Origin of the sequence: Pseudomonas sp., assembly GCF_049645325.1 — a bacterium.
In the GTDB taxonomy this organism is placed as follows: domain Bacteria; phylum Pseudomonadota; class Gammaproteobacteria; order Pseudomonadales; family Pseudomonadaceae; genus Aquipseudomonas.
The window spans coordinates 1-12,484 of the sequence record NZ_JBARTQ010000186.1 but is presented as its reverse complement, the minus strand read 5'-3'; the positions used below and the strand labels follow the sequence as shown (position 1 = coordinate 12,484).

At 59.7% G+C, this 12,484-nt stretch carries 14 protein-coding genes; 5 read left to right on the top strand and 9 right to left on the bottom strand.

The window, feature by feature from the left end; translation table 11 throughout:
- Positions 1-102: 102 nt before the first annotated feature.
- The gene (locus tag WBB95_RS08360; protein WP_424487148.1) at positions 103-798 is read left to right on the top strand and encodes a lipoate--protein ligase family protein; all 696 of its coding nucleotides are present in this window, start codon (positions 103-105) and stop codon (positions 796-798) included.
- Here the strand turns inward: WBB95_RS08360 and crp are convergent.
- Positions 795-1,439, bottom strand: coding sequence for a cAMP-activated global transcriptional regulator CRP (gene crp / locus WBB95_RS08355; RefSeq protein WP_424487147.1), 645 nt, complete (start codon positions 1,437-1,439; stop codon positions 795-797). The genes WBB95_RS08360 and crp overlap by 4 nt on opposite strands.
- Positions 1,440-1,686: 247 nt before the next feature.
- Between crp and WBB95_RS08350 the strand changes: the two genes are divergently transcribed.
- Positions 1,687-2,109, top strand: coding sequence for an OsmC family protein (locus tag WBB95_RS08350; RefSeq protein ID WP_005792019.1), 423 nt, complete (start codon positions 1,687-1,689; stop codon positions 2,107-2,109).
- 85 nt (positions 2,110-2,194) lie between these two features.
- Here WBB95_RS08350 and coq7 read toward each other — a convergent pair whose 3' ends face one another.
- The 6 genes from coq7 to hemJ all read right to left on the bottom strand — a co-directional run bounded on the left by coq7 (position 2,195) and on the right by hemJ (position 6,644).
- A complete protein-coding gene (gene coq7, locus WBB95_RS08345; protein ID WP_424487146.1) occupies positions 2,195-2,842 on the bottom strand; it encodes a 2-polyprenyl-3-methyl-6-methoxy-1,4-benzoquinone monooxygenase in 648 nt (215 codons plus the stop codon).
- A gap of 117 nt (positions 2,843-2,959) precedes the next feature.
- A complete protein-coding gene (locus tag WBB95_RS08340; RefSeq protein WP_003210943.1) occupies positions 2,960-3,298 on the bottom strand; it encodes a histidine triad nucleotide-binding protein in 339 nt (112 codons plus the stop codon).
- Positions 3,299-3,342: 44 nt separating this feature from the next.
- Positions 3,343-4,131, bottom strand: coding sequence for an SDR family NAD(P)-dependent oxidoreductase (locus WBB95_RS08335; protein WP_424487145.1), 789 nt, complete (start codon positions 4,129-4,131; stop codon positions 3,343-3,345).
- Positions 4,132-4,195: 64 nt separating this feature from the next.
- A complete protein-coding gene (locus WBB95_RS08330; protein ID WP_424487144.1) occupies positions 4,196-5,158 on the bottom strand; it encodes a DUF805 domain-containing protein in 963 nt (320 codons plus the stop codon).
- A gap of 70 nt (positions 5,159-5,228) precedes the next feature.
- Positions 5,229-6,191, bottom strand: coding sequence for an NAD(P)H-dependent flavin oxidoreductase (locus WBB95_RS08325; protein ID WP_424487143.1), 963 nt, complete (start codon positions 6,189-6,191; stop codon positions 5,229-5,231).
- 24 nt (positions 6,192-6,215) lie between these two features.
- Positions 6,216-6,644: a protoporphyrinogen oxidase HemJ gene (gene hemJ, locus WBB95_RS08320; RefSeq protein ID WP_424487142.1), complete on the bottom strand. Its 429-nt coding sequence runs from the start codon at positions 6,642-6,644 to the stop codon at positions 6,216-6,218.
- Positions 6,645-6,779: 135 nt separating this feature from the next.
- Here hemJ and argC point away from each other — a divergent pair, with 135 nt between their 5' ends.
- Positions 6,780-7,814 (top strand): N-acetyl-gamma-glutamyl-phosphate reductase, encoded by a 1,035-nt coding sequence (gene argC / locus WBB95_RS08315; RefSeq protein ID WP_424487141.1) that lies wholly within the window; start codon positions 6,780-6,782, stop codon positions 7,812-7,814.
- A gap of 165 nt (positions 7,815-7,979) precedes the next feature.
- Positions 7,980-8,330: an iron-sulfur cluster insertion protein ErpA gene (erpA, locus tag WBB95_RS08310; protein ID WP_003176443.1), complete on the top strand. Its 351-nt coding sequence runs from the start codon at positions 7,980-7,982 to the stop codon at positions 8,328-8,330.
- A gap of 76 nt (positions 8,331-8,406) precedes the next feature.
- Here erpA and WBB95_RS08305 read toward each other — a convergent pair whose 3' ends face one another.
- The gene (locus tag WBB95_RS08305; protein ID WP_424487140.1) at positions 8,407-9,498 is read right to left on the bottom strand and encodes an anhydro-N-acetylmuramic acid kinase; all 1,092 of its coding nucleotides are present in this window, start codon (positions 9,496-9,498) and stop codon (positions 8,407-8,409) included.
- A 3-nt stretch (positions 9,499-9,501) separates the two neighbouring features.
- Positions 9,502-10,914: a peptidoglycan DD-metalloendopeptidase family protein gene (locus WBB95_RS08300; RefSeq protein WP_424487139.1), complete on the bottom strand. Its 1,413-nt coding sequence runs from the start codon at positions 10,912-10,914 to the stop codon at positions 9,502-9,504.
- Between the two features lie 209 nt (positions 10,915-11,123).
- On the opposite strand from WBB95_RS08300, the gene tyrS reads away from it, so the two are divergent.
- Positions 11,124-12,323: a tyrosine--tRNA ligase gene (tyrS, locus tag WBB95_RS08295; protein ID WP_424487138.1), complete on the top strand. Its 1,200-nt coding sequence runs from the start codon at positions 11,124-11,126 to the stop codon at positions 12,321-12,323.
- Positions 12,324-12,484: the final 161 nt, after the last annotated feature.

Sequence of the window (12,484 nt, the reverse complement as noted above, 5' to 3'; positions counted from 1 at the left end):
CGATAACGTCACTCGGTGTCACAGAGACACCGAGGTGCCGGCATCGCAGGCAAGCCAGCTCCCACAGTTGGTTTTGTGTGTGTTCAGAGAGGTAGGTGTTCGATGATCCAGCCTGTATCGATGACGGTTGAAGCAGGCCTCGCCGCGGAGCAGGACCTTTTGGCGGCCGTGTGTGCTAGCGAGCAGGAATATGGCCTGCTGTTCTGGCAACCCAACGACCAAGCCTTGGTGATGCCGCGCCGTTTGAGTCGCCTTCCGGCCTTTGAAACCGCCAGCCAAATCTCCGCCGACGCCGGTTGGCCGGTGTTGCTGCGCGAAACCGGCGGAGAGCCGGTGCCGCAGTCGGCCGCCACGGTAAACATCGCCCTGGTTTACGCACCGCCGCGCACTGAAGGCGATCAAGGCCGCATCGAAACTGGCTATCAGCGTTTATGCCAGCCAATCTGCGACTTGCTCATCGAGTTGGGTGGCGATGCCAGTGTGGGTGAAATCGACGGCGCGTTCTGCGACGGTCGCTACAACGTCAACCTCAACGGCCGCAAGATGGTCGGCACTGCCCAGCGCTGGCGGCAAAGCGGCGGCCGCCCAGTGGGGTTGGTGCACGGTGCGTTGTTGCTGGATAACGACCGCGAAGCGTTGATTGCAGCGGTCAATCGGTTCAATCAAGCCTGTGGCCTGGACCAGCGCGTGCGCGCCGACAGCCATATTGCATTGCACGAAGCGTTCCCCGCGCCGGATGCAATCACGCGGTTGGACGCCTTGTACCGACAGATGCTGGCGAGTTTCCTGCCGGGCTAACGCGTACCGAACACCACCATTGTCTTGCCTTTGACATGCACCAGGTTGCGCTCTTCCAGATCCTTGAGCACGCGGCCGACCATTTCCCGTGAACAGCCGACAATACGCCCGATTTCCTGGCGCGTGACTTTGATCTGCATGCCATCCGGGTGGGTCATGGCGTCGGGCTGCTTGCACAGCTCCAGCAGGCAACGGGCTACGCGGCCAGTCACATCGAAGAATGCCAGGTCGCCGACTTTGCGGGTGGTGTCGCGCAGACGCTGGGCGATCTGACCGCTCAGGGCGTACAGGATGTCGGGATCATGCTGGGCCAACTCGCGAAATTTCGTGTAGCTGATCTCTGCGACCTCGCACTCGACCTTGGCGCGCACCCAGGCACTGCGTTCCTGCTCTTTACCGGCTTGCTCGAACAGCCCCAGCTCGCCAAAGAAATCGCCGGTGTTGAGGTAGGCGATGATCATCTCGCGGCCGTCTTCATCCTCGATCAGGATGGTCACCGAGCCCTTGATGATGAAGAACAGTGTGTCGGAACGTTCGCCGGCGCAGATGATGTTGTGCTTAGCCGGGTGGCGCCGACGTTGGCAGTGCATCAACAGCTTGTCGAGATTCTTGATCTTGGGTGTGGGAGTAAGAGCAACCATGGTTGTATCCCGAAAAGACTGCACGGTGTAATTGGAGTTGTTTTTATCCAGCGGTGTGGGCATTGATACACGCTGTACAAAGGATGGCAATGCGCCATTGATTTGGCGCCAGCTTACCAGACACATTCTGACTCGATTAGCGAATTTACTGGGTAAACGCCGTCATTGATCGTTTTCATGCAGGGCACTGCGGTCTCAAGGCCCTGTGCTAAGCTGGCGACCCTTTTTTAGCAGTGGAGTCTGGGCGATGAAGGCACGCATCCAATGGGCGGGCGAGGCCATGTTCCTCGGTGAGTCGGGCAGTGGCCATGTGGTGGTGATGGATGGCCCGCCGGAAGCCGGTGGCCGTAACCTGGGCGTACGCCCGATGGAAATGCTCCTGCTGGGTGTGGGCGGCTGCAGCAATTTCGACGTGGTCAGCATCCTGAAAAAATCCCGCCAGGCCGTGGAAAGCTGCGAAGCCTTCCTGGAAGCCGAGCGCGCCACTGAAGACCCCAAGGTGTTTACCAAGATCCACATGCATTTCGTGGTGAAGGGGCGGGCGCTGAAAGAGGCGCAGGTCAAGCGTGCCATCGAGCTGTCGGCAGAGAAGTATTGCTCGGCATCGATCATGCTCGGTGCGGCCGGAGTGGCCATCACCCATGATTACGAAATCATCGAGTTGGGTTGATCGGTAGATCAGCAGGCAAAGAAAAGGGCGCTTTGATAGCGCCCTTTTTTGTGGCTCGGATTTGATGCATTTATATCCGGTGCAACTAAATTCGATAGGTGCTTTTGGTCATGACCTTGGCCAACACGCTCATGCCAAACCGCACCGGCGCCGGGAAGCGGAAACCGCCGGCATCCAGCGCGCTTTCTGCGTGGTGTTCTTCATCAATGCGCATCTGTTCAAGGATGGCCCGGGACTTTTCGTCTTCGGCCGGCAGCTGTTCCAGGTGCTCATCCAGGTGCTTGCACACCTGATGTTCGGTGGCGGCGACAAAACCGAGGCTGACCTTGTCGCTGATCAAACCGGCTGCGGCGCCAATGCCGAATGACAAACCGTAAAACAGCGGGTTCAGTACGCTGGGGTGGCTGCCCAACTGGCGAATGCGTTGCTCGCACCAGGCCAGATGATCGATTTCTTCTTCGGCTGCGTGTTCCATCGCCGCACGGACGTGCGGCAGCTTGGCGGTCAGCGCCTGGCCCTGGTACAACGCCTGGGCACACACTTCACCGGTATGGTTGATGCGCATCAGGCCGGCCACGTGGCGGGTGTCGGTCTCGCTCAACTGCGCGTCGGGCTGCACGATGGCGGGCGATGGGCGGTACGGCTGGCCGCTGAACGGCAACAGGGTGCGCATGGCCATATCGGCTTGCAGCAACAGACGGTCAATCGGCGAGTAGTGACGTTGGGTAGTCATGCTGACCTCCGGGAAGAATCTCGGCGGCCAGTTTACCGCAAGAGAGGGCGAAGCGTTTGCGCTGAGTCAGGGGCATGGCGTCGCAGCCTGGCGCTGCGACCCTTCACACAGGCTCTATCAGCCCGGCGGCCAGTTCATCTGGCGCTGACCCAGCACGTGCATATGAATGTGATAAACGGTCTGGCCGCCGTCTTCATTGCAGTTCATGACCACGCGAAAGCCCTTTTCGCAGCCTTGCTCAACGGCCAGGCGCTGGGCGGTGAACAGGATGTGGCCTGCCAGGGCTTTGTCTTCTTCCGTGAGGTCGTTGAGGGTGCGGATCGGCTTTTTCGGAATGACCAGAAAATGCACGGGCGCCATCGGGGCGATATCGTGGAAGGCGAGAACCTGATCATCTTCATAGATGATCTTCGCCGGTATTTCCCTGTTGATGATCTTGGTGAACAGCGTATCCACAGCGGTTTCTCCATGGTGAAAGTGCAGGGAGTGGACCCGCGCGGTCAGCGCGGGCAATAGGCCTTGTTGATCGCGCCGGCGATTTTGCGGGTCAGCCAGCGCGGGCTGAAACGCGGGCTGAAGGCAAGCCAGCGATTGCGTCGGCCAGGAATGATGATGGCTTTGTTTTTTTCCAGAGCGCGCACGGTGTAGAGCGCGACTTCTTCCGCGCTCATCAGTTTGTCGCTGCGGTCGAGCTTGGCCGTGTCCATTTGCGCGGTGGCATAGAACGCCGTGCGCGTCGGGCCGGGGCACAGGACCGAGACCTTGATGCCGCAGGTCTTCAACTCTTCGCGCAAGCCTTCGGAGAAGTGCAGCACATAGGCCTTGCTGGCGTAATAGCTGCTCATCCAAGGGCCAGGCTGGAACGCCGCGACGGAGGCGACATTGAGAATCTGCCCGCCGCCCTGCAGCGCCATGGCATTGCCAAGGGCATGGCACATGCGCGTCAGGGCCAGGACGTTGACTTCGATCAGGTCCTGTTCGGTCATCCAGTCCTGGGCCAGGAACGGCCCGCTGGTGCCCATGCCGGCGCAGTTGACCAGCAGGTCGATCTGCCGCTCACCTTCTTCAAGTTCCAGCAGAAACCCGGACAAGCGCAGCGGCTCACCCAGGTCGCAGGCACGAAACAGCACCTCGACGCCGAAACGTTGAGTCAATTCGATTGCGATGCTTTCCAACTGATCACGCTGGCGGGCCACCAGAATCAAGCTGCGGCCACGACGGGCCAAGGCTTCGGCCAAAGCCAGGCCGATGCCGCTGGAGGCACCGGTGATCAGAGCGTAACGGGTCATGCCTTTCTCCATCGCAACGCCGCCGGGCCTGTGACAGAGGCATCACAGGCGGGCGGGCGTTTCTTCACTGTTGCGCAGAGTCTACAGGTTCGGCCGTGTCGTCAGCACTTTGCGCTGCTTCTTCATCAACGATCACGCTTTGGTCGGTGTCGTCGTCCGCATTGATGGAGCTGCTTTCGTAGCTGCTGTCCACGTTGGCTTCAAGCTGGTTCAGGTAGCCGTTCATGCCCAGTGTGACCACGATGGCAAACAAAATCGGCAGGAATGCCAGCCACGCCGTGGCCAGGACTTTCACCGCGGTAGAGTTGCGCGGCGGAGGCGGGCCGTACTGGTTGGCGCCCGTATTACCCGGCAGCACCAGCAACAGCAGTGGGAAGATGCTGTTCACCAGCGGCACCAGGTTCAGCAGGTACAGCCAGCCTGACCACCCAAGGTCGTGCAGGCGTTGTACGCCGATTTGCACGCTGACCCACACAAGTGCAACAAACAATGCAAAACCCAGCAACGATCCCAGAATCACACCCGCCGTCGGCGAGGCGGTTGCCACGGCAAAGCTGGCGGTGGAAATAATGCCGCCGGCGACCAACAGTGCGAGGGTCAGCACCAAGGTCCAGGCCAGGTAGCGCAATCGACCGATACGCCCGTGGATGGTGAACACCTTGAGCGTCGAAAACTCCGCAGTGTTGTCACCCACGGCTGCACGCGGCGGCGCATAGGGCGAGACGGCAGGGCGCGAGAAGTCAGCGGCGCCGGAGTCCGTCTCGTGGGCTTCCGCCAGGCTGAATGCTACTGGCTGTTCAGGTTCGATACGTGCATCGACCCCGGCGTTTTTCAGTGCGGTGAGGTAGGTTTCTGCATCGCTGCGCGACAGGTCACGCTTGAGCGCCACCGGGCGGCCCGTGAAGAGTTTCTCGATCGCTTCCACATCGCTTTTGAACAATTCGGCGAGGTTCAGCTTGGCAGTGGTGCTTTCGACACCCGGGAGCAAGGCCCCATCAAACACAATCTTGAAACGGTTGTCGCTCATGCGGGCATCCTTGTCACTTAATCAGGAAGGGAAACGGCCGGCCAGCCTCAGTCAGCTGGCCTGGCAGGTGTCAGCGTGGCCAGTGTAACTGCGCCGCCTGCTCACGTGCATTGCGATATTCGGCATCCAGGCGCGCAATCAGTTCATCAACGCTTGGCAGATCATCAATCTCGCCGACGCCTTGGCCGGCGGACCATACGGTTTTCCACGCCTTGGCTTCGTCACTCAACGGCTTGAGCTTGGAACCGAAGTTGACTTCGCCTTTGCCCTGCAGGGCCGCGAGGTCGAAGCCGGCGTTTTCCAGGCTCTGGCGCATGAAGCTGGCGGGCACGCCGGAGACTGCTGGAGTGTGAACGATGTCGGCGGCGCGGGATGTGAGCAGCATCTCTTTATAGGCATCCGGCGCGTGGCTTTCAGTGGTGCCGATAAACCGTGTGCCGAAATAAGCGAGGTCGGCGCCGAGCAGTTGGGCGGCAAGGACTTCATGCCCATGGTTGAGGCAGCCGGCCAACAGTAAGGTTTTGTCGAAAAACTGGCGAATCTCGGCGATCAACGCGAATGGGCTCCACGTGCCAGCATGCCCGCCAGCGCCGGCGGCCACCGCAATCAGGCCATCAACACCGGCTTCGGCGGCTTTTTCTGCATGGCGCCGAGTGGTGACGTCGTGAAACACCAGGCCACCGTAGCTGTGCACAGCATCCACCAGCTCTTTAACGGCCCCCAGGCTGGTAATGACGATTGGCACCTTGTGCTCCACGCAGATCGCCAGGTCGGCCGCGAGCCGCGGGTTGCTGTTGTGCACGATCAGGTTCACGGCATACGGCGCGGGGTTATCCAACTGCGCCAGGCCCGCTTCGATTTCTTCCAGCCACGCCTTGAAACCACTGCTTTCGCGCTGGTTGAGCGCCGGGAAGCTCCCGACCACCCCATTGCGACAGCACGCCAGGACCAGTTGCGGGTTGGAAATCAGGAACATCGGCGCCACCACGACGGGCAGGCGCAGACGTTGTTCAAGCAAAGCGGGCAGCGACATTGGAGGTACCCCGTGTGATTGAAGTTAGAACGGTTTGACCACGACCAAAATTACGATAGCCAGCAATATCAGAACCGGCACTTCATTGAACCAGCGATAAAAGACATGGCTGCGGGTGTTTTCGCCACGGGCAAAGCGTTTTACCTGCGCACCGCACATGTGGTGATAGCCGATCAGCAGCACGACCAGGGTCAGCTTGGCGTGGATCCAGGCGCCGGATTGAAAGATGGCGGGGTTTAGGTAGATCAGCCAGCCGCCGAACACCAGGGTGGCAATCATCGCCGGGCCCATGATGCCGCGGTAGAGCTTGCGCTCCATGACGCTGAAGCGTTCCTTGCTGACGGTGTCCTCGCTTTGTGCGTGGTAGACGAACAGCCGAGGCAGGTAGAACAGCCCGGCAAACCAGCAGACGATACTGACGATGTGGAAGGCTTTGATCCATAGATAGAGCATTTCTAGTTATTCCCAGGTTCACGGTAGCGAAGATAGTAGTGGCTCATGCGCCCGTACGTCACGTTGACGGTTGTCGCAGGACGATACGGCCCCTATTATCGACGGCTTTCCAGTGGGTTCGTTGAGGGCAGGTTTATGGTCAAGGTCGGTATCGTCGGCGGCACGGGTTACACCGGTGTCGAATTGCTGCGTCTGTTGGCTCAGCATCCGCAAGCTGAGGTGGTGGTCATCACTTCCCGATCCGAGGCCGGGCTGGCCGTTGCCGACATGTACCCGAACCTGCGAGGCCACTATGACGGCCTGGCGTTCAGCGTTCCGGACATCAAGACCTTGGGCGCCTGCGATGTGGTGTTCTTTGCCACGCCGCACGGTGTTGCCCATGCGCTGGCGGGCGAACTGCTGGCTGCCGGTACCAAGGTCATTGACCTGTCGGCTGACTTCCGCCTGCAGGATGCTGATGAGTGGGCCAAGTGGTACGGCCAGCCGCACGGCGCCCCTGAGTTGTTGGAGGAGGCGGTGTATGGCCTGCCGGAAGTCAACCGTGAGCAGATCAAGCAGGCGCGCCTGATTGCCGTACCGGGTTGCTATCCGACCGCGACCCAGCTGGGTTTCCTGCCATTGCTGGAAGCCGGGCTGGCGGATACTTCGCGCTTGATCGCGGACTGCAAGTCGGGTGTCAGCGGCGCCGGGCGTGGAGCTGCCGTAGGTTCTCTGTACTCCGAGACGTCGGAAAGCATGAAGGCCTACGCGGTAAAAGGGCACCGTCACTTGCCGGAAATCCGCCAAGGGCTGCGTCGTGCAGCGGGCAAGGACGTGGGCCTGACTTTCGTCCCCCACCTGACACCGATGATCCGTGGCATTCACTCCACGCTGTACGCAACTGTCGTTGATCGCTCGGTAGACCTGCAGGCGCTGTTTGAAAAGCGCTACGCCAACGAACCGTTCGTCGATGTGATGCCAGCCGGCAGCCACCCGGAAACCCGTAGCGTGCGCGGCGCTAACGTGTGCCGGATTGCCGTGCACCGTCCGCAGGATGGCGACCTGGTGGTGGTGCTGTCGGTGATCGATAACCTGGTCAAGGGCGCGTCGGGCCAGGCAGTGCAGAACATGAACATCCTGTTTGGCATGGATGAGAAGCTCGGCTTGTCCCACGCGGGCATGCTGCCTTAAGCTTTTTTGGCTGTTGCGCAAAAGGCCCGTTGATCGGGCCTTTTGTGTTTTTAAGGGCGGCAGCGCAGATTGATATACCGTAACAATAGTTGACCGCTTTTCTAGGAGAAGCGGATAATGCCCGCCATTACGCATATGGCGGCGGTACGCCGGGAGATTATCAGCATGAGCGTTGAATCCTTCACCCCCACGGCTTTGCAATTCACCCACGGTGCTGCGCACAAGGTGAAGAGCCTGGTCGATGAAGAGGGTAATGATCGCTTGAAGCTGCGCGTATTTGTTACGGGCGGCGGTTGTTCAGGGTTTCAGTACGGTTTTACCTTCGATGAAGACGTGGCCGATGACGACACCATCGTCGAGCGCGAGGGTGTCAGCCTGGTCGTTGACCCAATGAGCTTCCAGTACCTGGCAGGTGCCGAGGTGGATTACCAGGAAGGTCTGGAAGGTTCGCGTTTCGTGATCAAGAACCCTAACGCCACCACGACCTGTGGTTGCGGGTCTTCGTTCTCGATCTGATCGGCAAATGGTACAAAAACGCCGCTTGGCTTTGATTGGCCAAGCGGCGTTTTGCTGTCTGCGGATTATGGGGCGGTCAGGCCGGGTAGATCGCGCCCAGCACCCGCAGCCCGCGCGCGCCGGTGACGCTGGGGCGGTTGGCGGCAATCCCTTCCAGGCAGCAATGGGCCAGCCAGGCGAAAGCCATGGCTTCTACCCAGTCCGGGTCGACGCCGTAAGTGGCAGTGCTGCTGACCTGTGCAGCCGGCAGTAGCGCTGCCAGGCGGTTCATCAGCGTGGCGTTATGCGCGCCGCCGCCACAGATCAGCAGCGTCTGGGTATCAGTTTGTGCGGATTGCAGGGACTCGACGATGGTCAGCGCAGTCAGTTCAAGCAGGGTGGCCTGCACGTCCTGGGGCTGGAACGTCGGTAACTGGTCGAGGTGATGTTGCAGCCATCCCAGGTTGAAGACTTCGCGCCCGGTACTTTTCGGGCCTGTGGTCTGGAAGAAGGGGTCACTGAGCAGGGCGTTGAGCAGTTGAGGCTCGACCTTGCCACTGGCAGCCCATTGGCCGTCGCGATCGAAGTGCTCGCCACGCTGGTGGTGAATCCACGCATCCAGCAAGACATTGCCCGGGCCGCAATCGAAACCGGCGACAGGCTTACCCGTCTCGATCAGGCTGAGGTTGCTGAACCCGCCGACATTCAACACGGCGCGGTTGCCGCTACGTTCACCGAACAACGCCTCATGAAACGCGGGTACCAAAGGCGCGCCCTGGCCGCCGGCGGCCACGTCGCGGCTACGGAAGTCGCTGACCACCGTGATGCCCGTCAGCTCGGTGAGCAGCGCAGGGTTGCCGATCTGTACAGTGAAGCCGCGCGCGGGCTCGTGGCGAATGGTCTGCCCATGGCTGCCAATGGCGCGGATGTCGTGAGGCTTGAGGTTTTGCTGGTCCAGCAAGGCATGGATGCCCTGGGCGGCAAGTGTCACCCAGTGCTGCTGGGCAATCGCCGAGCGGGCGATCTCGTCCGGGCCGCTGGCGCAGAGGCCGAGCAGCTCGGTGCGCAGGGCGTCTGGCATGGGGATGTAGTGGGTGGCGATCAAGTGGATCGCCGGGTCTTGTTCGATCAGGGCGATATCCAGGCCATCAAGGCTGGTCCCGGACATCACACCTATATAGAGCGGCATACCTTAGCGCTTCGCCGAAGCCAGCAGGGTGGAGCGCTCCTGGTCCATGCGCGCCATCAGCGGTTGGCTTTGTTGCAGGAAGCGAGCACGTTCGGCTTTGGCGATAGGATCGGCCATCGGCAGCTTCTGGCCCAATGGGTCGACATGCACGCCGTTGACCTGGAACTCATAGTGCAAGTGCGGGCCGGTGGACAGCCCAGTGGTGCCGATATAACCGATCACCTGACCTTGCTTCACGTTGCTGCCGGTGGACACGCCCTTGGCGAACCCTTGCATGTGGCCGTACAGCGTACGGTAGGTGTTGCCGTGCTGGATGATCACGGTATTGCCGTAGCCACCACGGCGCCCGGCCAGCAGCACCTTGCCGTCACCGGCTGCCTTGATTGGCGTGCCTCGTGGGGCGGCATAGTCGACACCCTTGTGGGCGCGGATTTTGTTCAGGATGGGATGCTTGCGGCCCATGGAGAAACGCGAGCTGATGCGCGCGAAATCCACCGGCGTGCGGATGAAGGCCTTGCGCATGCTGTTGCCATCAGCCGTATAGTAGCTGCTGTTGCCCTGTTTGTTGGTATAGCGAACGGCGGTGTAGGTCTTGCCGCGGTTGGTGAACCGTGCGGAAAGAATGGCGCCGGTACCGACCACCTTGCCGTTGGCGACTTTCTGCTCGTAGATCACGTCAAACTCGTCGCCCTGGCGAATGTCCTGGGCGAAGTCGATGTCGTAGCCGAACACACTGGCCATGTCCATGGTCATGCTGTGAGACAGGCCGGCGCGGGCGGCCGATTGCGACAGTGAGCTGTTGATCACGCCGTGTACGTAGGCGGAGCGCATGACCGGCTTGGTGGTCACGCGGTTGAACGCAAAGCCTTTGGCGCCTTTGGTCAGCGTGATGCTTTCCAGGTCGCTGACGCTGCTGTGCAAGTTGTTCAAGTGGCCGTCTGGCGTCAATTCGAACTCAAGCTTCTGGCCGTGCTTGAGCTGGGTGAACTGTTTGGCTTGTTTATCGCTGGCCAGCACTTCATTAACAGTGGCGGCAGGCAGGCCGACCTTTTCGAACAGCGTTGACAGCGTGTCGCCCTTAGCCACGATCACTTCGCGGTGCTGGGGATTTTTGGCGACGGGCGGCGCGGGCTGCTCCTGGGTGGCTTGTTGAGTGTCTTCGGGCGTGCTTTCTATCTGCGCAAACGGCGATTCGGTCGGTGCGTTTGTGGCTTGTTGCGCGTCGGCAGCGTCTTGATCTTGTGTCAGTTGTTCAACTGGACTTTCCAGGTCAAGGCTCAGGGAAGTTCGTTTGGCTTCTACGTCACTGGAAGGGAATACCAGGAGTGCCAGGCTGAGAAGAGCGGCGATACCACTTGCGGCGAGCAGGTGGGTCTTCGGGTAAAGCGGCGGCGCTTTAGACGGTTCTGTGGTCATAAGTAATTTTGACTTTGAAGATGAAATGGAAAAGATGAATGACATGATGAAGATGAAATAACTGTATAAAATATAACCAAATCATCTGTGGCGCAAGCTTGCGAACGCTGGGCTTGCTGAACGGTGTCCGTGCGCAGGGCAAAACTTGTAATTAGTCCCTGATCTTGTATGGTTGGTTCCCTTTTGAATCTGAGCCTTGCGGGTCTGTTATGAAGTCGGTTGAAGAGCAGCTAGCGCTGATAAAACGTGGTGCGGAAGAACTGTTGGTCGAGGCCGAGCTGATCGAAAAGCTCAAGCGTGGCCAACCCCTGCGTATCAAGGCTGGCTTTGATCCGACGGCGCCGGATCTGCACTTGGGTCATACCGTGCTTATTAATAAGCTGCGCCAGTTCCAGGAACTGGGGCATCAGGTCATCTTCCTTATAGGTGACTTCACCGGGATGATCGGCGACCCGAGCGGCAAGAGCGCCACGCGCCCGCCGTTGACCCGTGAGCAGGTTCTCGACAATGCCGAGACCTACAAGACCCAGGTGTTCAAGATTCTCGATCCGGCCAAGACCGAGGTGGCGTTCAATTCCACCTGGATGGATCAGATGGGGCCGGCTGATTTCATTCGCCTGACCTCCCAGTACACCGTCGCGCGCATGCTTGAGCGCGATGACTTCGATAAGCGCTATTCCACCAATCAGCCAATCGCGATTCATGAGTTCCTCTATCCGCTGGTTCAGGGCTATGACTCGGTAGCGCTGCGTGCGGACGTTGAGCTGGGCGGCACCGACCAGAAGTTCAACCTGCTGATGGGGCGCGAGCTGCAGCGTGCGTATGGGCAAGAGGCTCAGTGCATCCTGACCATGCCGTTGCTGGAAGGGTTGGATGGCGTCAAGAAGATGTCCAAGTCCTTGGGCAACTATGTAGGTATTCAGGAAGCGCCGGGTGTAATGTACGGCAAGCTGGTCTCGATTCCGGATGCGTTGATGTGGCGTTACTTTGAGTTGCTGAGCTTCCGCTCGATGGACGAGATCAATGCGCTGCGGGCTGATGTCGAAGCGGGTGCCAACCCGCGTGATGTGAAGATCAAGCTGGCGGAAGAGATTGTTGCGCGCTTCCACGGCGAAGAAGCTGCTGCCAGTGCTCACCGTGCTGCGGGCAACCGCATGAAGGATGGCGAATTGCCGGACGATCTGCCGGAGATTGAGCTGGCTGCTGCCGAAGCGATGCCGATTGCTGCTGTCCTTAACAAGGCAGGCCTGGTGAAGAACTCGGCGGTCGCGCGTGATCTGTTGAACTCTGGTGGCGTGCGTATAGATGGTGAGGTTGTTGATCGCACCTTTATATACGAACTGGGCGCGACCCACGTTTGCCAGGCCGGCAAGAAGGCATTTGCACGTATTACGCTTAAATCCGAATAAACCTCAAATTAAGTGTTGACGGCGATTTATATCTGTCTATAATTCGCCCCACTTCCGGCGCAGTCGAAACGGAAAACTCCTTGGTAAACAAAGAGTTATGCGAGGTTCGACAGCGAGTTGCTTCAGATCATCGAAGCCCAGAAGGAGTTGGTAGAGCGGTG